This is a genomic window from Corynebacterium marquesiae, assembly GCF_030229635.1.
Lineage (GTDB): Bacteria > Actinomycetota > Actinomycetes > Mycobacteriales > Mycobacteriaceae > Corynebacterium > Corynebacterium marquesiae.
In genome coordinates, this window is record NZ_JASPII010000006.1 from 62,693 (window position 1) to 85,143 (window position 22,451).

Genomic DNA, 22,451 nt, shown 5'->3' on the forward strand with positions numbered 1-22,451 from the left:
TATGCGTTCAGTTGATGACCAGTTGGCGCTGGTAACGGATGCGGCGACGACGCCGGAGCCGGTGCGCATCGGTATTTCCAACGCGCTGGGTTTGATGTGCGCCGAGCAGGTACAGGCTAACCAACCCCTGCCAGGCTTCCCGCAGGCGGCCATCGATGGCTATGCGGTGCGCGCCGTGGATATTGGAGGCGAGCGGGGTCTGCGGGTGCGCCGCCACAAGGACCAGGAAGAACAGTCCACTGAGAGCGAAGAGGATGCGGATTCCCCGCAGCCGGAGGTAGAGCGTTCCTTGCCCGTGGTGGGTGAGGTTCCTGCTGGCTCCAAGCAGCCGCTGCGCCTGCAACCTAAGCAAGCGGTGCGCGTATATACGGGTGCGCCTTTGCCCACGCTTGCCGACGCCGTCCTTCCCCTCGAGTGGACCGACCGCGGCCGCAAGCGCGTTACCGCCCACCGCCCGGTGCGCTCTGGTGACTTTGTGCGCCGGGTAGGCGACGATATCCAGCCTGGCGATGTCGCTGTATCCTCCGGCACCGTCTTGGGTCCAGCTCAGATTGGCCTTCTAGCCGCGGTGGGCCGCTCAAAGGTGCTGGTGTATCCGCGCCCGCGTATTACCATCATTTCCTTTGGCCGCGAGTTGGTTGACTTGGACCAAGAGCCGGCGCTGGGGCAGGTCTTTGACGTGAACTCCTATTCCTTGGCTGCCGCGGCCCGCGAAGCCGGGGCAGAGGTGCACCGCGTGGGCATTGCCGAGGGCGAGCCGCGTCGTATCCGCGAAGCGTTGGAAAAGCACATTGCCCGCAGCGAGGTGCTGGTTATCTCCGGCGCGGTGGGTGGCGCTGGTGCCGAAGCGATCCGCGAGATTCTCGACGACCTTGGTGATATTGATACCTCGCGCGTGGCCATGCACCCCGGCTCCGTCCAAGGTTTTGGGCTGATGGGCGAGGAGCGCATTCCTACTTTCTTGCTGCCGTCCAATCCGGTGTCCGCGCTTGTGGTCTTTGAGGTGTATATCCGCCCGCTTATCCGCTTGGCGCTGGGCAAGCGGAATGCGCACCGCCGTGTGGTGCGTGCCCGCGCGTTGAACCACATCGATTCTCGCCCCGGCCGGCGCGGCTTCATCCGCGCTCGCCTGATGCGCGACGCCGAAACCGCGGACTACTTGGTGGAAGGCCTCGGCGGTGCCGCAGGTGCTCCGGCACACCTCTTGGCCGGCCTCTCAGAGGCCAACGCCATGATTCGCGTGCCGGAAGAGGTCACAGAAATCCGCCCAGGCGATGTAGTTGATGTGTTGTTTTTGACCCAGCGCAGCTAATGCTCGATCCTTTCGGCAACGCGGCGGATAGGTTTCGCCATCCTGCTACCGGCCCCACCGATGACATGCATCCAGGGTGGCCGGAATCTACTCCTTTTGTCCAGCTTCCCTCCTCTTCTGTCTTTCCCTCGGGGGCGCGGATGCGTTTGCGCCCCCTGCTGCGTTCCGACGGCCATGAGTGGCGGCGTCAGCGCATCGACGATGAAAGCTTCCTTCGTCCGGTTGAGCCGACCCAAGCCGCACCGTGGGCGGCGGCGCATAGCCAGCAGGCGTGGTGGAATCACCTGATGTACCTGCGCACCGCCGCGCGTGAGGCGCTGGTGATCCCGCTTGTCATTGAGGTGGAGGGGCAATTCGCAGGGCAGGTAACCCTGGGAAACATTCAGCATGGCAGCATTCGCGATTGCTGGATTGGCTACTGGGTATACTCCGCGGTTCACGGCGCCGGGGTGGCTACGGCCGCCACCGCCTTAGGCGTGGACCATGCCTTTGGACGGGTGGGTTTGCACCGCGTGACCGCCACCTATCTGGAGCACAACCCGGCCTCGGGCCGCGTCTTGGCTGCCAACGGGTTCCGGCATGAAGGGTATTTGCGGCGCAATCTACATATCGACGGCGCGTGGCAGGACCACCACTACGTGGCGTTGGTGAAAGAAGACTTTGCCTCCACGGCGGTGGAGCGCCTGCGTCAAGCTGGACGACTGGCGTGAAGTAGCGGCCTAACCGCTGGGATTCCCACCTCAATTTTCACATAAGTCACAACATTGTAATTTGTGCGAATTTGGGGTGCTACGGTGCGGTTTCACCGTTTAAGGTGGAGTAATCATCTGTATCCAAGGGGAAGGTCCTTTTCGTGTCGACAGCTGTGCCGATTATCGCGATCATCGTGGTGTGGCTCTTCGTGCTCGCACCGTGGCTATTGGGTAGGAATAATCGCCCAATGAGCCATACCGGTGAGGCCTTTGAAGATACCCGGGTCCTCTTTGAAGGAGATTCCGGCAAGGTCGCTGGCCGGCGTCGTCCGCGTCTGCGCGCTGAAGACGTCCACCGCCGTGACGATGAGGACGAGGCGGACTACGAAGTCGTCGAGGCTGCAGACGCTGCCAACAGTGAATCCGATGCCGAGACCACCAAGCCCTCGTCGCGCTCCGTAACGATTGCCGGCGCCGCACGCCGGGCCAAGTCACAGCCCTTCGGCAGCGGTAGCCGAGCGTTTACTGGCGCTTCCGCCTCCACCGCGGGTGAAGAATCCAAGGAACAGGCAGAAACCATCGACGGCGAATTGGTGGAAGAAGCGATTGCAGAAGAAGACGAGTCTGCAGTCGAGCCACAGGCAGCTGCGGTTCCTGTCTCCCAGCAGGCTGATGCGGATAAGGAAGCCAACACCGCAGAGGCAGACGATGTCGATGACGTGCTCCTGGAGGACGAGGACGACGCCGCGGACAAGGCCTCGAAGAACGATGCCGCCGAAGTTGCCGCCGCCGAGGCTGAGGTCTTTAGCGCCCCAGCTGTCTCTAGCGTGGCGAGCGATGCTTATACCTACGACGAAACCTATACCTCGCCGGTAGACCTCATGTATCCGGGCGCCGTAGACAAGGCCGAGGTCAGGGAGAATGACTCCGTAGAGCCTGCCGGCGCGGATGATGTGTCCGAGGCCAAGGGGTCCGAGAAACTAGCAGCGGCCACGGAAGCAGGCGAAGCCGGCTTGGATACCGACCTGTCTGAGGACGAGGTCGAATTTGCCCAGCGTCGCTTGGGCCGCGGTGGCTGGGATCCGGTAGCGGAAAAGGAAAAGTCTGCAACGCGCTACCAGCGACGTCAGCGCACCCTGCTGGGGCTGGCCGTGGCTGTGGTGCTCACGGTGGCCCTCGGCATCGTGGTTGGTGGCTGGACTTGGTGGTTGGCTGCGGTCGCCGGCGTGCTCACCGTGACCTTCTTGATCGCCCTTCGCTCTCAGGTCCGCCAGGAACAGGCACTGATGCGCCGCCGTGTGCGCCACCTGCGCCGCGCCCGTTTGGGCGTGCGCAACGCCGAGGATGAAGAGCTGAAGATTCCGCGCAATCTGCGCCGCCCAGGCGCCGTGGTCGTGGAAATCGACGATGAGAGTCCGGACTTCGTGCATCTTCCGCTGAGCTATAGCGATGGTGAGGACGGCGACTTTGACGGCCCGCACGCCGGGCCGGATGGCTACGGTCGCCGCGATGACCTAGCGGCCCGCCGCGCTGGATAAGCGCGTGTGGCGGCCTAGCTAGCAGCGCCGTGGAGCTCGTCGGCGCTCGCTGTCTACGAGTTCGCGAGCGCGTTGTATTCCTGCGCTAGGCCATAATTCGGCACGCCGCTCTCCAGCCACACCCCGGAGGTACCGCGGCGATGAGAGCCGATGAGGTGCGTATCAATCATCCCGATGGCCTCCATGAGGGCGAAACAGGTAACCGGACCAACGAAGCGAAACCCCTTCTTCTTGAGCTCGCGGGACATGAGCTTGGACTCGTAGCTCTTTTTCGGAATATCCTCCATCGCGGTGGGGTAGAGGTTTTCCGGAGGTTGGTAGGCCCAAATGAACTCCGCCAGCCCGCCTTCCTCGCGCAGAGCGATGGTCGCCTTGGCGTTATTAATCGCGGCGCGGATTTTGGTTTCGTTGCGGATAATGGAGGCGTCGCCAAGCAAACGCTCCACGTCTGCCTCGCCGAATTGGGCGACCTTGTCCGGATCGAAGTTGCAAAAGGCCGCACGGAAGGCTTCGCGCTTCTTGAGCACCACTGCCCAGGACAGGCCGGACTGGAAAGATTCGAGGCTCAAGCGCTCGTAGAGTGCAGCTTCATCGAAAATGGGCAGGCCCCATTCGGTGTCGTAATACTCCTTTAACATCGGCGAGGACATCGCCCAAGGCGGGCGGCCCAGGCCATCATCGTCATAGACCAAGGTGGTTCGCTCTTCGGACTGCGTGGTTGGTTCGCTCATGGTGTTCTCCTTTTATCTTTTGTGCGTGGTTCCCATTGAAACAGCCCGCGTGGCCGTGTACTTTTCCTTCCCCCGCTAAAGGGCGAATTTCCCAGGAGCATGGGTGTAGTCCATTGCCTTCGCATCGGGTGAGGGGTTCAGGGTAATCTGTTCAGCATGAATAGACCTGCCGTACGCGATGCCGCACTGCTAATTTTTCGAGCGGTCCTCGGATTAATCTTTATCGCACACGGCGTGGACAAGATGTTTATGACCGGCATGGATGAAACCGTGGGGCAATTTTCCGCCCTGGGGGTGCCGCAGCCACAGCTTTCCGGCTATATCGCCGCCATAGGAGAGATGGCCGGCGGTGCATTCCTCGTCGTTGGTCTGCTCACCACTTTTGTCGCCGGGGCACTCGCATTGCTCATGGGGTGTGCCCTGTATTTCGTGCACCTGGGCCACGGGCTATTTGCTGCCGATGGTGGAATCGAATACCCACTGGTATTGCTGTTATCCCTGCTGATGATCGTAATTTTTGGCTCCGGTAGAGCCAGCATGGACGGGGTGCTCAGCAATGTTGACGCATAGCCAGGTCCAAGCGGCTATCTCCGCGCACATGGATGGAGAGCACTCCGATCTGTCCCAGGACGTCATTGATACTCACCTGGAAAGCTGCGCCGAATGCCGCGCTTTCCGTGACAAGGCGGCCGCGCTATCGCGTTCATTGAGCTTTGTGGAGCCCGTGGATTCCGGCATGGCTCCGCCCACGGATCTTTCTGATGTCATCTTGGCCGGCGTGGAGCCGGAATGGCAACGTACCGCGAGCGCTCGCCAAGCCAACCTCACGGTTGCGCGTGCCGCAATGGTGCTTATGGGGGCCATCTTTGCGATCTGGGCAGTGGTGCTCATCGTGCACGCCTCCGGGCTCGTACCGTTGGGCGCGGAAGGAAAAGTTCTAGATCCCACTGCGGATCCGGAGCGAGCCAACCTGCTGATGGAGGGCGCGGCAGTACGCTTTGGCATGGCCTGCGGCCTACTCTTCAGCGCCTGGCGCCCCGCAGCGGTCACCGGCCTGCTTCCGGTATCGGCCACGATGTTTGCCTTCCTCTTCGGCTTTGGAATGCGCGATATAGCGCTGGGTACCGTTACCATTGAGCAGGTGTATTTCCTCATCGCCACCGCGCTGGCAACTCTTAGCCTGGCGTGGACCTGGGCGGCAGAAAAGGGCTACCTCGTGCGCGCGTGGTGGAAGTCCCTTAATGCACAGCCGCAATAAACTTCATTCAGGCGCGGTTAGGTCCAGCTCGGCAGCCACATCATGGAGTGGTACCAGGAATCTGGAATCTTGTAGCCGTACAAAATGGGAGAGAAGTAGAAGAACATCGCCACTACCAGGGCTAGGTAGAGTACGGCGGCGATGGTACCCCAACGTACAGGGCCGCCGGCCAAGCTCTTCAACCATCCCCACCGCACAGGCTTGCCATGCCCAATGAGCTGGCCTAAAGCTAACGCAATAAGCACGATGACAAAGGGGATAAAAGCGGTGGCGTAGAAGAAGTACATCTGGCGGTCAAAAGCCGCGAGCCAAGGCAAGAAGCCTGCCGCAAAGCCCACCAAAGGGATAAGGAAGGCACGGTTGCGCCGAATAATGAGTGACCACAGTCCCCACAGCACGGCTGGGATGACCAGCCACCAGATGGCCGGGGTGCCAAAGAGATAGAGCATCTTGCGGCATTCGTTACTGCCATCACCGCACTGCAGGTCTGTGGAGGAGTAATACAAAATAGGGCGGGCACCAACGAGCCAGGCCCAGGGCTTGGAATCCCACGGGTGATGGTGGCCGCCGGAGGAGGTAAGGCTGGCATGGAATTCCAAGACAGAGGAATGGTAGTAGAACCAGCCGGCCAAAGAATCGGGCAGGTGCATCAGCCACGATCCATCCTCGATGGTGCCATCCACCTTGGCATGGCGGTACACGGCGGTTTCGGAGGAAAACCAAGCCCGCCACGTCCAGGCGTAGAGCAGTACCGGCACGAGCACAAGGGAGGCCAGGGCAGCAGGGGTATCGCGCACCAGTGTACCGAGGATATAGCGGCGCACCCCATAGCGCTTGCGCAGGGCAAGGTCGCTGAAGACGGACATTAGGCCAAAGAACATGATGAAGTACAGGCCGGACCACTTCACGCCCAGGGAAAGACCAAGGCAGACACCTGCGAGGAGGCGCCACCAGCGGAATCCAAAGCGCGGGCCGAAGGCGGAAGAGCCCATCCGGTCCTTCAAAAACGCGTTGTGGAGGCGCTCGCGCATCTGATTATGATCGCGGGCGAGCGCCCAGGCGGCGGCTACAACGAAAAAGACTTGGAAGATATCCAGCATGCCGAACTTGGAGGAGACCAAGAGCACGCCATCAAATACGGCGATGAGACCGGCTAGGGTTGCTACCTGCCAGGATAAGGAGACCCGGCGGGCCAGGGACATCGTCAAGAGCACGGTGGCTGCTCCGAAGAGGGCCGTCATAAAACGCCAGCCCAAAGGGGAATAACCAAAGACCCACTCGGCTAGTGCCACGATCTGCTTACCCAGCGGTGGGTGTACCACTAGACCATAGCCGGGGTTGGTTTCGATACCGCCGATAAAAAGGTTATCCCAGCTTCGCACCATGTCCCAGGCTTGGGGAACGTAGTGCTTCTCATCAAAGACGGGCGTGCCCTTGGAAACGGGCGCGGTAAGTCCGACAAAGCGGGTAATGAGCGCAAGGACGCCGACGACGCTAGTGCTTATCCAGTCAGCCTTGCCCCACGCATAGGCGCGGGGTGCTGGCGGAGCCACGGTGTCGTGCGTGGTGCGCGATGGGGCAGCGGTAGCAATAGTCACTTGGTTGAGTCTAGGCGACAACGTAGCGCAACCGCGCATTAAAGAGTATGGAATGCTAGAAGTATGTCTGCTTTAGGTCTGGATCCACTACCGCGCGGGGTAATCCTCGCCGCCACGCCGCTGGGAAACGTAGGAGATGCCTCCGCGCGTTTAATGCATGCCTTGCAGCATGCGGACGTCATCGCGGCCGAAGATACGCGGCGCGTACGCAATCTGGCCCAGGCTTTAGGGATCGAGATTTCCGGGCGGGTGGTGTCCAATTTTGATCACAATGAAAAGGACCGAGCCCAGCAGCTTATCGACGCCGCCGCGTCAGGCACCGTTCTCGTCGTCACCGATGCCGGCATGCCCATTATTTCGGATCCGGGCCTGTCCCTTGTGGCCGAGGCAGCCGAGCGCGATATCCCCGTGACCTGTTTTCCTGGCCCTTCTGCCGTGCCGACGGCCCTGGCGCTTTCGGGCCTGGGCGTGGGGCATTTCCTTTTCGACGCCTTTCCACCCCGCAAACCCGGTCCCCGCAAGGCGTGGCTGGAGTCACTGCGCAACGAAAAGCGAGCTATCGTCTTCTTCGAATCTCCTCACCGCGTAGCCGAAACCTTGGCCGAGGCAGCGGAAATTCTCGGCGCCGACCGCCCGGCCGCGGTGTGCCGAGAGCTGACCAAGACCTATGAGGAAATCCGCCGTGGCAATCTGGGCGAGCTAGCCGAGTGGGCAGTAGACGGTGCTCGGGGAGAGATCACCGTGGTGATTGAGGGCGGTACTGCCGCTGCCACTACCGCCGCAGACTTGGTGCCCAAGGCGCTCGAGCTAGCGGACGCGGGGATGCGACTGAAGGACGCGTGCAAGCAGGTAGCCAAAAGCACCGAGGTTTCTAATCGCGATCTTTATGATGCCGCTTTGGCAGCTCGCAAGGACTAGTCCCCACCGCTTATTCGATTACGTCACACCCCGTAGCACGCGTAGACGGCTTCACTAACGGGGGATTTGTAATTGAATTGTTATAGTCCTCGGGCGTGTGGGCGGCTTAAAGTGGTATTTACATGGGGAAATAAAGCGTAAAAACCTTTCAAATTATTGTGGAAAATCCCTGGGAAACGGCGTTGAGCAGCGAAGTTTCTACGCGCTTCGTTTGATAATTGAGTAGTTCCGCACCACTGTATAGCTCATGACGAACTCGGAAAATATGGGCACAGGCGTGCCAGAAGAAGGAAAGGAACCGGTCGGCGCACAGGCGCAGCCGGCCTCTGCTTCTTCGAGCGGGCAGCCTATTGAGAATTATCAGACTGTAGACGAACAGCTGGACGCACAATCTGCCACCGGCCAGCTTCAGGATATGATTCATTCCGATGGCTTCCACCCGGAGCGCTATGACGATCCTGAGGTGGAAATCGCGGCCGATCGTGACAATATGCCAATCGATTGGTCCATCGTCGGCATCGCCGGTGTTCTGGTCGCCGCGATCGTTGTGTGGGGCCTAGCCGCCCCGGACAACTTTGCCAACTTTTCCTCTTCGGCCCTGACCTGGGTCGTGGACAACTTCGGTTGGGCCTATATCCTCTTCGGCACCGTCTTCGTGGTGTTCGTTGTCTTTATTGCCGCCTCCAAGTTCGGCTCCATCAAGTTGGGCCGCATTAATGAGGAGCCGGAATTTTCCACGCCATCGTGGATTGCCATGATGTTCGCCGCCGGCATGGGCATTGGCCTGATGTTCTACGGCGCTTCCGAGCCGCTGGCTAACTACCGTGACGGCACCCCGGGCGAGGGCACTGGCAACGTTGGATCGTCCATGGCCTATGCCATGTTCCACTGGACGCTGCACCCCTGGGCGGTGTACGCCATCGTTGGCTTGGCCATCGCGTACTCCACCTTCCGCATTGGCCGCAAGCAGCTATTGAGCCAGGCCTTCGTGCCGCTCATCGGCGAGCGTAACGCCAACGGTGCGGTGGGCAAGTTCATCGATATCCTGTCCATCTTCGCCACCGTCTTCGGTACCGCCTGCTCCTTGGGTCTGGGTGCCCTGCAGATTCAGGCCGGCTTGAAGGCATCCGGCATCATCGATAACCCCACCAATTCTGTGGTTATCGGCATCGTGCTGGTTCTTACCCTCGCATTCCTCCTGTCCGCGATGTCCGGTGTGGGCAAGGGCATTCAGTACATTTCCAATGCGAATATGGTCCTTGCCGCAGTGCTGGCGATCTTCGTGTTCATCTTGGGCCCGACCGTTACCATCCTCAACCAGATTCCTGGCTCCATTGGTAACTACCTCAACTACTTCACCGAGATGATCGGCCGCACGGCCGAGTCCGAAAACGGCACCGCCGGTGAGTGGCTGTCCGGCTACACCATCTTCTACTGGGCATGGTGGGTTTCCTGGTCCCCATTCGTGGGCATGTTCCTGGCACGCATCTCCCGTGGCCGTTCCGTCCGCGAGTTCTGCCTCGGCGTACTGCTTATTCCAGCTGGCGTATCCACCCTGTGGTTCGCTATCTTCGGCGGCACCGCTATCCACATGGAGCAAAACGGCGAATCCATTACCGGCGAGTCTGCTGAGGAAGAGCTGTTTAATCTGCTGCAGTCCATGCCCGGCGGCTTCGTTGCCGGTATTGTTGCGGCGGTCCTTCTGGCTACCTTCTTCATCACCTCTGCGGACTCCGCCTCCACGGTGATGGGCTCCATGTCCCAAAATGGTGCTTCTACCGCTAAGCCGTGGCTATCCGCGGCATGGGGCGCACTGACTGCCTTGGTAGGCCTGACCCTGCTCCTGGCTAATGAGGACGCGCTGTCTAACCTGCAGAACGTCACCATCGTTGCTGCACTGCCGTTCCTGTTCATTGTCGTAGGCCTGATGTTCGCCATCTACAAGGCTCTGAGCGAGGATATTATTTACCTCGAGTACCGCGAGGCACAGCAGTTCCAGCGCAAGATGGCCCGCGAGCGCCGCTTGCACCGCGAGTACCAGCGCACGCAGGTACTTAAGAAGCGCCGCAACGAGCGTCTCAAGCGCCCGATGAAGCGCAAGTAATTCGCGCCCTTTGCGGTTTGCTTTCATAGCGCCCATCGTTTCCTCAGCAGTGGGGAAGCGGTGGGCGCTTTGTTCTGAAAAAGCGGTTCACCTGCGGAGTAAATGTCTGCCCTAATCGTGTGGGCAGGAGCCGGCTTCGATACAGTAGAACCCATGACTGAGTCTGTAGTAGTAAATGTTGCCTGGCCCTATGCCAACGGCCCGCGCCACATCGGTCATGTGGCCGGCTTTGGTGTTCCTTCTGACGTTTTTGCACGTTTCCAGCGAATGCGTGGCCGCAACGTACTCATGGTCTCCGGTACGGACGAGCACGGCACTCCGCTACTGGTTCAAGCGGACAAAGAAGGCGTGTCCGTTCGCGAGCTCGCAGACCGCTACAACCGCCAGATCGTCACTGACCTAGCCAACCTCGGCCTGTCTTACGATCTTTTTACCCGTACCACCACTCGTAACCACTACTCCGTGGTACAGGAACTCTTCAAGGGCCTGTATGCCAATGGCTACATGCTCAAAGAGACCACCCAGGGTGCTATTTCGCCGTCTACCGGACGCACCCTGCCGGACCGCTACATTGAGGGCACTTGCCCCATCTGCGGCGCGGACGGCGCCCGCGGTGACCAGTGCGATGAGTGTGGCAACCAGCTCGACCCGGTGGACCTGATCAACCCGGTATCCAAGATCAACGGCGAGACCCCAAAGTTCATTGAAACCGAGCACTTCCTGCTGGATCTGCCCTCCATCAAGGAGGAGCTGCAAAAGTGGCTTTCCACCCGTGAGGACTGGCGCCCGAACGTCTTGAAGTTCTCCCTGAACCTGCTGGAGGATATGCGCCCGCGCACCATGACGCGCGATATTGACTGGGGCATTCCGATCCCCGTTGAGGGCTGGCAGGACAATAACGCTAAGAAGCTCTACGTGTGGTTCGATGCGGTTATCGGTTACCTGTCTTCCTCCATCGAGTGGGCATACCGCACTGGTCAGCCGGAGGCGTGGAAGGACTTCTGGCAGAATCCGGAGGCCCGCCACTATTACTTCCAAGGCAAGGACAATATCACCTTCCACTCCCAGATCTGGCCGGCCGAGCTTTTGGGCTATGCCGGCAAGGGCAACAAGGGCGGTGAACTCCACCAGTACGGCGAGTTGAACCTGCCTACGGAAATTGTCTCCTCTGAGTACTTGACCATGTCTGGCTCCAAGTTCTCCTCGTCCAAGGGCGTTGTCATCTATGTCAAGGATTTCTTGGCGGAGTTTGGCCCAGATGCCCTGCGCTACTTCATTGCCGTGGCCGGTCCGGAAAACAATGACACGGACTTCACCTGGGATGAATTCGTCCGCCGTATCAATAATGAGCTGGCCAATGGCTGGGGCAACCTGGTCAACCGCACTGTTTCTATGGCGTTTAAGAACTTCGGTGAGGTTCCGGCACCAGCAGCGCTGGAAGAAAAGGATAAGGAGATCCTGCAGCTGGCGGAAGAGACCTTCGAGACCGCCGGTGCTTTGTTGGAGCAGTCCAAGTTCAAGCAGGCGATTACCGCGATCATGCACGTCGTCGGCGAAGCCAACGCTTATATTGCAGACCAAGAGCCATGGAAGTTGGCCAAGGATGAGGCCCAGCGTGAGCGCCTAGCTACCGTGCTGTGGACGGCTCTCCAGGTGGTTTCTGACTGCAATGTCATGCTCACGCCGTACCTGCCGTTTACCGCGCAGAAGGTCCATGAAACCTTGGGCCGTAGCGGCGTGTGGGCAGCCCAGCCAGAGGTCCACGATGTCAAGGATGATATCCCCGTAGAGCTCGTCGGTGCTGGCTTGCCACCAGAGGGTCACGAGTATCCGGTCATCATGGGCGACTACACCCAGCAGCAGGCAAAGTGGGAGCGCATCCAGGTAGAGCCGGGCGCCGCCTTGGCCAAGCCGAAGCCACTCATCTCTAAGCTCGACCCAGAGTTGGGCGAGACCGGCCCAGAGTGGGCGCCTGTTACTAAGTAGCAGCACCTAAAACGGCCGCGTTATTGCCTCTTTTCAACAAAGAAAAGAGCATAACGCGGCCGTTTCTGTATTCCGGTCTGGAAGGAAGGAGTACGAAATACCCGAATCCTTGCCTGGACGGTGGTTGCGGGTTTAGCGCTCGAAATCGCGCTGGAGGTGCACCAAGCCGAGGCGGACGCCATCTTTGGTATGGATATTCGGCATGCGGCCGGTCTCGGTGAAGCCGAACTTCTTGTGCAGGGCGATAGAACCCTCGTTGGTATCGACGATATAGGTGATCATCGTCTGTACGTAGGCGTCGTCGGCGGCGACGTCCATAAGGGCGTCGAGAAGCTCGGAGCCCACTCCCTTGCCCTGAGCGGAGGGCGCAATGTAGACGGAATCTTCCACGGTGCCGTAATAGATGGCGGGGGTTACGAACTGGAAGTAGGCTGCCCAGCCAATGATTTCATCATCGTGCACGGCTACGAAGACCGGGGAGCCGGCCTTAAACATCTCCTTGAGCCACTCTTCGCGGTCGGAGACATCTTCTTGCCACGTGACCAGGTTAGCGGCGGGTTTCGCTGCGGAGCCGGCGTTGTAGATAGCGGTGAGTGCGGGGGCGTCGGCAAGCTCAGCAGGACGGATATGCATAGAAATTCCTTTACACCAGAAGTTGTAGGTGGGTGAGGCTCAACCAGTGATCGAACTTGTAGCAAACCTCTTTAAGAGTACCCACGTTTTCAAACCCGAACTTTTCATGCAACTTTAGCGATGTCGCATTGGTGGAGACGATGAGGGCGAGCAGGGAATGAACCTTTGTATCGGCGCGGGCCGCATCTACCAAGGCGCCAAGCAACGCGGTTCCCACGCCCTGGCCCTGAGCGGCAGGGGAGAGATAGATGGTGGTCTCATAACAGCCCGTCCACACCTGCGGATCGCGGTAAGGACGGTAGAGCGCCCACCCCAGGTAGGTGCCAGAATCGGACTCCGCGATGAAGCACGGGCAGCCCTCTTCCCAGATGTGGCGCAGGTAGGCCTCGCGCTCTGCGATGTTAGCCGGGGTAGTGCGGAAAATAACATCGGTGTGCTCGATGGCCCAGTTGAGGGTCTCGGTCATGGCGGGCACATCCGCAAGGCCAGCGGGTCTGATCAACATGGCAGCCAATATTACAATTGCCTACATGGCTAAAAAGAAGCGACGTCCCACCCCCGTTCCGGCACCGGGCCTAAGCGGCCTCATCGATGCGCACACGCATCTTTTCTCACATAAGGACACCGATGAGGTGCTGGTCAATCGCGCGCGCACCGCCGGTATTAGCCGCATGGTGACGGTGGGCGATGACCGCCGTGAATCGGCAGCGGCGCTGGCTACTGCCCATTCCTTTCCGGATGTTTATGCCGCCTGTGCCATCCACCCAGTGCGCGCCAACGAGTTGGATGCACCTACCAAGGTGGCACTGGAGGAGATGGTGGCTGATCCGCGCTGCGTAGCAGTGGGAGAGACCGGCCTCGATGCCTACTGGGTGCAGCACGAACCGGAGACCACCGCGACCATGGCCCAGCAGGAGGAATCCCTGCGCTGGCATATTGACCTTGCGGTGCGCCATAGCAAGACGCTGATGATTCACAACCGCGAGGCGGATGCGAACCTGCTGCGCATTCTTGCCGACGCCCCCGCGCCTGACACCGTTATGCTGCACTGCTTTTCCTCGCCGCTGAAAGTGGCAGAGGAGGCCTTGGAGCGCGGCTACGTATTGTCCTTTGCCGGTAACGTCACCTTCAAGCGCAATGCCGAGCTGCGGCGGGCGGCGGCGAAGGCGCCGGCCGGCCAGTTATTGGTGGAAACCGATGCGCCATATATGACGCCAGAGCCCTACCGGGGCCAGCGCAATGAACCGGCTCTTATCGGGCACACATATGAATGCATCGCTCGCGTGCGCCACCAGACGGTGCAAGCGCTAGCGGCGGAGGTAAATGACACTTTTGATCGTGTCTATGGCCTGCGCTAACGCCTAGGTGACGGTTTTCACAAAAATAAAACCCGCTGGTCAGAGGTGGCGGGGGTGTTTGGTGTGGCGGTTGTGTGTCCAGTGAGGCGTGTGGTGGATTAGTCCTCGACTTTGTGGGGCTGTTATCGTATTGTTATTAATCGTTCGTTTAGGTTTTAGGATCCTGCAGCGCCACCCTTGGTGCGGCAGCAGCGGATCTCAGTAAAGCAAACGCCTGCGTGGACAACTTTGCTGGCCTAAACTCTTGTAATTGTTGAAACCTGCACTACCGGAGATTCATTCAGCATGTCACCTCATCAGATCAAGCGCATCAATAACTCCCGCTCGCTGCCACTGCGCCTGGCAACGGGTGGTGTATTGGGCACCCTAGCCGTCGGCGGCGTGGTAGCCGTTGCGGCACAAAAGGATGTCACCGTGGACATCAACGGCGACAAGGTGGAGTTGGCTACCTTTGCCAAGGATGTCGATGGCGCGCTGGAGGCAGCCGGCGTGCAGGTAGGCGAGGAGGACATCGTCTCCCCAGCCCCGTCCGAGTCCGTGGGTGATGGCGATGAGATCTCCGTGCGCACCGCCAAGCCAGTAGCCGTGACCATCGATGGCGTGCAGCAGCAGCTGTCCACCACCGACCTCACCGTTTCTGACCTGCTGGGTAACCTCAGCGGCGTGGTCAAGGGTGCTTCTGTGAAGTCCGGTGATGCTGACGTGGACGAGGACGCCCAGCTGGAAGAGGGCATGGACCTTGAGGTTGTGTCCCCGAAGATCGTCAAGATTAATGATGGCGGCAAGGTAACCTACACCAAGATTGCCGCTAAGACCGTTGAGGACGTTCTCAAGGCCCGCAATATCGACGTTGATGACGATGACCGCGTCTTCCCGTCCAAGGAGACCAAGGTTACCGAGGGCATGTCCATCAAGGTGGACCAGGTATCTACCACCGTTTATGACTCGGAAGAAGAGTTTGACGCCGAGCCTAATTACATTGATGACCCGGAGCTGGAAGAGGGCACCGAAGAGGTTCGCGAGGAAGGCGTTAAGGGCAAGCGCGTCATTACCCACAAGCTGGTAATGAAGGACGGCGCTAAGGAATCCAATGACGTCATCAAGGAAAAGGTAACCGTCGAGCCTAAGGCCGCCACCATCGCCCGCGGCACCAAGAAGGCTGAGGAAGAAAAGCTGAAGGAGGGCGGCAACTCCGGTGCTGCTGCTCCGGCGGTGGCCGATGGCTCCGTCTGGGATTCCATTGCACAGTGTGAGGCCACCGGTAACTGGGCTATTAATACCGGCAACGGCTTCTCCGGTGGCCTGCAGTTCACCCCATCTACCTGGGCAGCATTCGGTGGCACCGAGTACGCACCGGAGGCATGGCAGGCTTCCCGCGAGCAGCAGATTGCCGTGGCAGAAAAGGTGCAGGCCGCTCAGGGCTGGGGCGCATGGCCGGCATGTACTTCCAAGCTGGGCCTGCGTTAAACCGCAGCGCTTCTTGGCCGCACACCCACTGTGGTGTGCGGCCTTTTTGTCTCTTCTACTAAGTTAGAAGGCATGACTAATTCCACCGGCGCCGCGCTTTTGGGTCCTGTAGAGATCCGCGCCCTCGCGGAGAAGCTCGACATCGTGCCCACGAAGAAGCTGGGGCAGAACTTTCTGCATGACCCGAATACCATCCGGCGCATCGTCGCCGCGGCGGAGCTGGATCCCACAGATCGCGTCCTCGAGGTAGGCCCCGGCTTGGGATCGCTGACCCTTGGCTTGGTTGAGGCCGTGGGGGAGGTGACTGCGGTAGAGATCGATTCCCGTTTGGCCGCCCAGCTGCCCGATACCGTGGACGAGCGTGCCTCTGAGTATGCACACCGCCTGCGCGTAGTGGAAAAGGACGCGTTGCGCGTGACGGATTCTGACGTCACGGAGCCGACTGCCCTCGTGGCCAACTTGCCGTATAACGTCGCTGTACCGGTTCTGCTGCACTTGCTGGAGACATTTCCCTCCATTCGCCGCGTGCTGGTGATGGTCCAGCTAGAGGTGGCGGACCGTCTCGCCGCCCAGCCGGGCAGCAAGGTTTATGGCGTACCCTCGGTCAAGGCGGGCTTTTATGGCAAGGTCTCCAAGGCTGGCACGATTGGCAAGAACGTCTTTTGGCCCGCGCCCAATATTGAGTCTGGGCTGGTGCGCATCGATGTCTTTGAAGATGCTCCTTGGCCAGTCACCGATGAGTCGCGGGCTAAGGTCTGGCCGGTTATCGACGCCGCCTTTGCCCAACGCCGCAAGACCCTGCGCGCGGCATTGTCCGGCCACTTTGGTTCGGGTGCCGCCGCCGAGGAAGCCCTGCGAGCGGCGGACATCGATCCGAAGCAGCGCGGTGAAAAGCTCGCCGTGGAGGACTACGTACGATTGGCAGGAATCTAAATGAGTGCACCGCTAGATAGCGATCCATTCGTCTATACCGCGCGCGCTCACTCGAAGGTCAATATCCACCTCGGCGTGGAGGAACCGCGCGGGGATGGGTTCCATGAGCTCGCCAGCGTCTTTCAGTCTTTGGAGCTGCATGACACCGTGACACTCACGGACTTGGGTAATCCCGAGGTGGATAAGCCGCGCATTCAAGGATTAAAGGTCACCGGCCCTCATGCACAGGGTGTGCCGGAGGACTACACAAACTTGGCGTGGACCGCGGTTAACCGCATCATGCAGTACCTATACACCACCCATGGACCAAAGGCGCTGCCGGAGGTAGCGCTGGAAATCCACAAAGCCATCCCTACCGCCGGAGGCATGGCGGGCGGCTCTGCTGATGCGGCCGCCGCGCTGCGCTTAGCCGAGCGCTGCTATGGCGGCTACTACAACATCGACTCGGTGGGTGAGCCGATCTTGGACGCGCTCGGCGCGGCGCTGGGCTCGGATGTTCCCTTTACCCTGTTGGGTGGCACCGCGCTCGGTACGGGGCGCGGCGAGCAGCTTACCCCGATGATGGCGCGCGGTACCTACCACTGGGCGCTCATCGCTTCGGACCGCGGGCTATCTACCCCACAGGTCTTTCACAAGCTGGATGAAATGCGAGAAAAGGGTCGCGGCGGCGCGCCGCACATGGATACTACGGCAGTATCGCAGGCGCTTATCTCGGGCGACCCGCACCGCGTGGCAGAGCACTTACACAATGACCTGCAGCCGGCGGCGCTTTCCCTGCGCCCGGACCTGCGCAAGACGCTGGAGGCGGGTGTGGCTGCTGGAGCCCTCGCGGGTATCGTCTCCGGCAGTGGTCCGACCTGTGCCTTCCTCTGCGCTGGGGCAGAGGAGGCTAAGGAAGTGGTCTCCCAAGTGACGGTGGAAATTCCCGGCACCAAGGGTGTGGCTACCCATGGTCCTGCTAGCGGCGCCGTGGTGCTGTAGCTAGAGCACCATCATCTCGGTGGGCTCGATGTCGAGGTCGAAACGATTAACTTCCTTTTCTTGGAGGAGGTCGATGACCACGAGCTGCTTTTTCTGGGCGTCGGTAATAAAGGCGTAGCCATCGGCAGCCTGCAGGATGGGCCCCGGCTGCTGCCACTCCTTATTTTCTTTCCACCTGGAAATGGCATCGATCTGCGAAGTGATTTCGCCGGAATCTGGGTCGATGATGTTGAGTTTGCCGTCGGTAGTGAGCACCAGTGCCTCGCCCAGCGGGCCGCGGGCCAGGGAGCGGAACCAATAGGAAGCATCGAGGTCAACCTTCTTCGCGGAAAAGTCCTTAGTATCCACCAGGGTCACGGAGGTGGGGCGCTCGAGTTCTGCATCCTCGTCGGTCTTATTATCGGCCAGAATGACATCGGATTCCTCCGAACCGGCAGCATTGCCCGAGCGCTGGTAGCCGCCTGCGCCGGCATAGGCGGAGGCGTCCACCTTGTGGAACTTTGTGCCATCGAAGATTACAGGGCCGTCCTCGCAGCCGAAGAAGATATTGCCGTTTCCAGCGGCGGCCTCGCCGTGCACGCCTGGGCACTCGGTGGTTTCAGTAAGGACCTTGCCCTCCTTATCCAGATGCTGGATAGTGTGGCGTTCGTCCTCGGTTCCCTTGGTGATAACTACCGAGCCATCCTTCAGTGGTACAGCCACGCCGTGGTGTGCGGCGCCGGTGTCTACGGTATTGACCGGCTGGGCATCGTCATTGCCAATGTCTTCGGTCTTGTAAATCCGTGCTACGCCATCGCCATCGGAAAATAGTGCGGTAAAGCCGTCGTGGTGGACCACGTGGCCGGCATGGGGTGCGTTAATAGTGGCGTCGCCAAGCGAAGGCTCAGCGGTGTAGTAGTGGTTGTGATCGCCGTGGCCCTTGGTGATGCGCCCGGTGTCGTAGGTGAGGAAGCTATCGCCTTTGGTGACCATGACGTGGCGGTCGTCGCCGGCATCGCTCAGGCGCAGGAAGGCATTCATTTTGTCCTCGCCGATTACCTTGCCGGTCTTGGCGTCATAAGCTCGCAGACCCTCCGCGTGGGAAATGACAATGCGGGTGGGCAGCTGGGCTACCTCGGTCTCGCCCTCCTCGGCTTCGAAACCTTCGTGCGAGTGCCCGGCGTGGTCATGGCCGTGCTCATGCTCATGGTCGTGCTCGTGAGCGTGGTCCTCCTCGCTATGCGCGTGGTCGTGGGAGTGCAGGGAGTCCTTTTCCTCTTCGGTGGGGGCGGAACAGGAGGTAATGGCTACTGCCGCGGCAGAGAGCACCGCGCAGAGGGAAAGTGTGTAATGCTTCATACATAGGCACACTATTGGACGTGAAAATCAATAGCAATAGGTTGGAGGAATGCGGGGGTATGTGCAGGGAGGTATTAAGATGGACACTCGTTATGGCAAACCTGATTAACCTCGAGCAAGTCAGCAAAACTTATGGATTAAAAACCCTCCTAGACGGGGTATCCCTAGGTGTGCAAAGCGGCGATCGCATCGGCATCGTCGGCGTTAATGGCGGTGGCAAAACCACCCTGCTGGAGGTGCTCACCGGCATCGAGCCGCCCGACGCCGGCCGCGTATCCCATACCTCTGATTTGCGCATGGCTGTGGTTACCCAGCGCTTTGACTTGCCCGATGAGCTGACCATCGCGCAAGTGATTATTGAGCCGCTGGAATTGGAGACCTATGAGTGGGCCTCCAACGCCAAGGTGCGCGATGTCTTAGGCGGGCTGGGCATTGTAGATCTTGGGCTCGATACTCCGGTGGGTTCGCTCTCCGGTGGCGAGCGCCGCCGCGTGAACCTGGCCGCCGCGCTGGTGCAGGATTTGGACCTCGTGGTGCTCGATGAGCCGACCAACCACCTCGACGTGGAAGGCGTGCAATGGCTCGCGGACCACCTGCTCAAGCGCAATCTGGCCGTGGTCGTGGTTACTCACGATCGCTGGTTCCTCGATACCGTGGCCACGTGGACCTGGGAGGTACACGATGGCGTGGTCGATACTTACGAGGGCGGCTACAACGACTGGACCTTTGCCCGCGCCGAGCGTGCCCGCCAGGCCGATGCCATGGAGCAGCGCCGCAAGAACCTCGCCCGCAAGGAGCTGGCCTGGCTGCGCCGCGGCGCACCGGCGCGTACCTCCAAGCCGCGCTATCGTATCGAGGCCGCTGAGGCGCTGATCGCCGACGTGCCGGAGCCACGCAATAAGGTCGAGCTTATGGCCTTTTCCAAGCAGCGCCAAGGCCGCGTGGTTATCGAGCTAGAGGATGCCACCGTGCAGTCCCCGGATGGTCGCACCTTGGTGGATCACCTCACCTGGCGCCTAGCCCCCGGCGAACGCATTGGTTTGGTGGGGGTTAATGGCTCCGGAAAAACCACCCTGCTGCGCACCTTGGCCGGCGAGTACGAGCTGGCGGCCGGCAAGCGCATCGAGGGCCAAACCGTGCGCCTCGGTTGGCTGCGCCAGGAACTCGATGACTTAGATCCGCAGCGCCGGCTTATCGACGCCGTCGAGGACGTCGCCACCTACGTTCAGCTCGGCAAAAAGGAGCTTTCCGCCTCCCAGCTGGCTGAGCGCCTGGGCTTTTCCGCCAAGCGTCAGCGCACCCCGGTAGGCGACCTCTCTGGTGGCGAGCGCCGCCGCTTGCAGCTGACCCGCGTACTGATGGCCGAGCCCAATGTGTTGCTGCTGGACGAGCCCACCAACGATCTCGATATCGATACCCTGCAGGAACTGGAGTCCCTCTTGGACTCTTGGCCAGGCACCCTGGTGGTCATTTCGCACGATCGCTACCTCATTGAGCGCATCGCGGATAACACTTACGCGCTCTTTGGCGATGGCAAGCTCACCAACCTTCCCGGCGGCATCGACGAGTACCTGCGCAAGCGCGCCGCACTCGAGGCCCAGCAGAGCTCCGGCGTGCTCAACTTGGGAGAAAAGAAGGCAGACAATGCTGCACCGAAATCCGAAAAGAAGCTCTCGTCCCAGCAAGAGCGCGAAATCACTAAGAAGATGAACGCCCTCGAACGCAAGATGCACAAGCTGGAACAGGCGGCCGCGCAGATTAATGAGAAGATGGCCACCGCCGCGGAAAAGGTTGATACCCAGGCCTTGACCGAATTGGACGGAGAACTAAAGGAAAACCGCAGCGCCTACGAGGAATTGGAGATGGAATGGCTGGAGTTGGGGGAGAAGCTCGAAGGGTAGAAGCCCGCATCGCCGATATCGTCAGCCACCTCGACCTGTGGGGCATTATCGGCGCCGTAGCACTATTTACCCTGGGGCTTACTCCATCCATCCTGCCGCGCGATTGGCTCTACCAAGGACTCGTCTCCGGCATTGCCGCAGGGCTCGGCTATGCGCTGGGCATCGCCCTCAAGCTCGTGTGGTACCGACTGGTGGTGCGCTATGTGGCGCCCCGGCATTCCTGGCTTGATGCCACCACGTGGCCAGCTCGGCGCTACCGCCTCGTTTCCCGCATTGCCACCGCCGCTTTTGTGGTGTGGATGATAGGCTTTGCGGTCTTTGCCGTGCGGTGGCAACGCCAACTCGCAGACACCCTGTCCGCACCAGCACCCACCATTGCCAGCTATGTGCTGGTGGTTCCGTTGGCACTTGCGGTATTTACCGCCTTCCTTTTCATCCTGCGCGTGCTGCGCTTTTGTGTTCGCTGGCTTTCCAGCCACTTTCCCCAGCGCTTCCGTGCCGCCTACCGCGTTGTAGGCGCGGTAATCATCGTGGCCCTAGTGGGCACGTATACCGTGGAAAACCTCATTCCCGGCGCCATTGTGGGCGTGGGGGAGAGGATCTTTACCGCCCAAAATGCCGAACCCGATCCCGCAGCGCAGCGTCCCACGTCTGTTGAGCGCAGTGGCTCCCCAGACTCCCGCGTGGACTGGAATGGGGTGGGACTGCAGGGCTCGCGTTTCCTCTCCTCCGGTGCGCACCGCGCGGAATTGGAAGAGGTTACCGGAAAGCCCGCTAAAGAACCCATTCGCGCCTATGCCGGCCTAGGCAATCGCGCCTCCAATGAAGAGCGAGCGCGACTGCTTATCGACGAACTCGAGCGCACCCACGCTCAAGACCGCAAGGCGCTACTTCTCATTATGACCACCGGGACGGGATGGGTGTCTTCCTATTCCGCCCAGGCCTTCGAGCTGCTCTACGGCGGCGACACCGCCATCGCGGCCGCCCAATACTCCGCCATGCCCTCGGCCCTGCATTTCCTGTCCGGCGGTGGTCAGGTAGAACGCGCCGGGCAGGAGTTCATCAACCCCATCGTGGACTGGTGGAACGGGCTGCCGGAGGATAAACGCCCGAAGCTCTACCTCTACGGCGAATCCTTGGGCACCACGGGCATTGAGGCGGCCTTTTCCGGGGTGCGCGATATCGCCAATTCCGTTGACGGCATTTTGTTGACAGGGCCGCCGCACTTTAATCGCTTGCGCACCCAGTTTGTGGAGCGCCGCGACCCTGGCTCTTCTGAAATTTCCCCTGAATACGCCGGCGGCCTCGTTGTGCGCTTTGCCAATGACGACGCGCAGGTGCGCCAATGGGGCACGGTGCCAGAAGAGGAGTGGGGGCGCACCCGCATGCTCTATATCCAACACCCCTCGGACCCGGTGGCTTGGTGGTCACCACAGATGGCCATTAAGGAGCCGGATTGGATGCGCGAGCGGACACCGTATTCTGCTGAGCGCGTGATGCAGTGGATGCCCATCATCTCCTCCCTCCAAGTAGCCGCCGATCTGCCCGGCGCAAAGGACGTACCTGATGGTCACGGTCATAACTACGGGGCATCGGTACTCGACGGCTTTGCCGCCATCGCTGGTCCTGACGTGGCGGGAGCTATCGATCCAGACGAGTTGCAGCGCGAATTTTCCGCTCTCGACGTCGGCATCTACTAGGTG

At 60.3% G+C, this 22,451-nt stretch carries 19 protein-coding genes; 14 read left to right on the top strand and 5 right to left on the bottom strand.

Annotated elements, in window-relative coordinates:
* The first annotated feature begins 1 nt into the window (after nt 1).
* The 3 genes from glp (at nt 2) to sepX (ending at nt 3,542) form a co-directional block, all read left to right on the top strand.
* Complete coding sequence (gene glp, locus QP971_RS05480; RefSeq protein ID WP_269953247.1) at nt 2-1,312, top strand: molybdotransferase-like divisome protein Glp; 1,311 nt, start codon at nt 2-4, stop codon at nt 1,310-1,312.
* Nucleotides 1,312-2,022: a GNAT family N-acetyltransferase gene (locus QP971_RS05485; protein WP_284811057.1), complete on the top strand. Its 711-nt coding sequence runs from the start codon at nt 1,312-1,314 to the stop codon at nt 2,020-2,022. Before glp ends, QP971_RS05485 begins: the two co-directional genes overlap by 1 nt.
* A gap of 143 nt (nt 2,023-2,165) precedes the next feature.
* The gene (gene sepX / locus QP971_RS05490; RefSeq protein ID WP_284811056.1) at nt 2,166-3,542 is read left to right on the top strand and encodes a divisome protein SepX/GlpR; all 1,377 of its coding nucleotides are present in this window, start codon (nt 2,166-2,168) and stop codon (nt 3,540-3,542) included.
* Nucleotides 3,543-3,595: 53 nt separating this feature from the next.
* Here the strand turns inward: sepX and QP971_RS05495 are convergent, their stop codons facing one another.
* A complete protein-coding gene (locus tag QP971_RS05495) occupies nt 3,596-4,273 on the bottom strand; it encodes a DNA-3-methyladenine glycosylase I (RefSeq protein WP_284811055.1) in 678 nt (225 codons plus the stop codon).
* A gap of 156 nt (nt 4,274-4,429) precedes the next feature.
* On the opposite strand from QP971_RS05495, the gene QP971_RS05500 reads away from it, so the two are divergent.
* The gene (locus QP971_RS05500; protein WP_049379053.1) at nt 4,430-4,843 is read left to right on the top strand and encodes a DoxX family protein; all 414 of its coding nucleotides are present in this window, start codon (nt 4,430-4,432) and stop codon (nt 4,841-4,843) included.
* Nucleotides 4,830-5,531 (top strand): zf-HC2 domain-containing protein, encoded by a 702-nt coding sequence (locus tag QP971_RS05505; protein WP_284786498.1) that lies wholly within the window; start codon nt 4,830-4,832, stop codon nt 5,529-5,531. The genes QP971_RS05500 and QP971_RS05505 overlap by 14 nt, the downstream gene beginning before the upstream one ends.
* A 17-nt stretch (nt 5,532-5,548) precedes the next feature.
* Here QP971_RS05505 and QP971_RS05510 read toward each other — a convergent pair whose 3' ends face one another.
* Nucleotides 5,549-7,168, bottom strand: coding sequence for a protein O-mannosyltransferase (locus tag QP971_RS05510; protein ID WP_284786499.1), 1,620 nt, complete (start codon nt 7,166-7,168; stop codon nt 5,549-5,551).
* Nucleotides 7,169-7,192: 24 nt separating this feature from the next.
* On the opposite strand from QP971_RS05510, the gene rsmI reads away from it, so the two are divergent.
* The 3 genes from rsmI to metG all read left to right on the top strand — a co-directional run bounded on the left by rsmI (nt 7,193) and on the right by metG (nt 12,137).
* Nucleotides 7,193-8,047 carry a 16S rRNA (cytidine(1402)-2'-O)-methyltransferase gene (gene rsmI / locus QP971_RS05515; protein ID WP_284811054.1) on the top strand — a complete coding sequence of 285 codons (855 nt, stop codon included), beginning with the start codon at nt 7,193-7,195 and terminating at the stop codon, nt 8,045-8,047.
* A gap of 247 nt (nt 8,048-8,294) precedes the next feature.
* The gene (locus QP971_RS05520) at nt 8,295-10,151 is read left to right on the top strand and encodes a BCCT family transporter (RefSeq protein ID WP_284811053.1); all 1,857 of its coding nucleotides are present in this window, start codon (nt 8,295-8,297) and stop codon (nt 10,149-10,151) included.
* Nucleotides 10,152-10,304: 153 nt separating this feature from the next.
* Nucleotides 10,305-12,137, top strand: coding sequence for a methionine--tRNA ligase (metG, locus tag QP971_RS05525; RefSeq protein WP_284811052.1), 1,833 nt, complete (start codon nt 10,305-10,307; stop codon nt 12,135-12,137).
* A 132-nt stretch (nt 12,138-12,269) separates the two neighbouring features.
* On the opposite strand, the gene QP971_RS05530 is transcribed toward metG, so the two are convergent.
* Both QP971_RS05530 and QP971_RS05535 read right to left on the bottom strand, forming a co-directional pair.
* On the bottom strand, nt 12,270-12,770 hold the full coding sequence (locus QP971_RS05530) for a GNAT family N-acetyltransferase (RefSeq protein ID WP_198492754.1): 501 nt from the start codon (nt 12,768-12,770) through the stop codon (nt 12,270-12,272).
* Between the two features lie 10 nt (nt 12,771-12,780).
* Nucleotides 12,781-13,275, bottom strand: a complete 495-nt coding sequence (locus tag QP971_RS05535; protein WP_284811051.1) for a GNAT family N-acetyltransferase — start codon at nt 13,273-13,275, stop codon at nt 12,781-12,783.
* Nucleotides 13,276-13,300: 25 nt separating this feature from the next.
* Here QP971_RS05535 and QP971_RS05540 point away from each other — a divergent pair, with 25 nt between their 5' ends.
* The 4 genes from QP971_RS05540 to QP971_RS05555 all read left to right on the top strand — a co-directional run bounded on the left by QP971_RS05540 (nt 13,301) and on the right by QP971_RS05555 (nt 17,509).
* Nucleotides 13,301-14,128 carry a TatD family hydrolase gene (locus tag QP971_RS05540; protein ID WP_284811050.1) on the top strand — a complete coding sequence of 276 codons (828 nt, stop codon included), beginning with the start codon at nt 13,301-13,303 and terminating at the stop codon, nt 14,126-14,128.
* 285 nt (nt 14,129-14,413) lie between these two features.
* Entirely contained in the window at nt 14,414-15,595 is a 1,182-nt protein-coding gene (locus QP971_RS05545; RefSeq protein ID WP_284811049.1) for a resuscitation-promoting factor, read from the top strand.
* Between the two features lie 72 nt (nt 15,596-15,667).
* Entirely contained in the window at nt 15,668-16,528 is an 861-nt protein-coding gene (gene rsmA / locus QP971_RS05550) for a 16S rRNA (adenine(1518)-N(6)/adenine(1519)-N(6))-dimethyltransferase RsmA (RefSeq protein ID WP_284786510.1), read from the top strand.
* Nucleotides 16,529-17,509 (top strand): 4-(cytidine 5'-diphospho)-2-C-methyl-D-erythritol kinase, encoded by a 981-nt coding sequence (locus tag QP971_RS05555; RefSeq protein ID WP_284811048.1) that lies wholly within the window; start codon nt 16,529-16,531, stop codon nt 17,507-17,509.
* Here the strand turns inward: QP971_RS05555 and QP971_RS05560 are convergent, their stop codons facing one another.
* Nucleotides 17,510-18,847, bottom strand: coding sequence for a hypothetical protein (locus tag QP971_RS05560; protein WP_284811047.1), 1,338 nt, complete (start codon nt 18,845-18,847; stop codon nt 17,510-17,512).
* A gap of 92 nt (nt 18,848-18,939) precedes the next feature.
* On the opposite strand from QP971_RS05560, the gene QP971_RS05565 reads away from it, so the two are divergent.
* Both QP971_RS05565 and QP971_RS05570 read left to right on the top strand, forming a co-directional pair.
* Nucleotides 18,940-20,748: an ABC-F family ATP-binding cassette domain-containing protein gene (locus QP971_RS05565; protein ID WP_284811046.1), complete on the top strand. Its 1,809-nt coding sequence runs from the start codon at nt 18,940-18,942 to the stop codon at nt 20,746-20,748.
* On the top strand, nt 20,715-22,448 hold the full coding sequence (locus QP971_RS05570) for an alpha/beta hydrolase (protein WP_284811045.1): 1,734 nt from the start codon (nt 20,715-20,717) through the stop codon (nt 22,446-22,448). The genes QP971_RS05565 and QP971_RS05570 overlap by 34 nt, the downstream gene beginning before the upstream one ends.
* Nucleotides 22,449-22,451 lie beyond the last annotated feature (3 nt).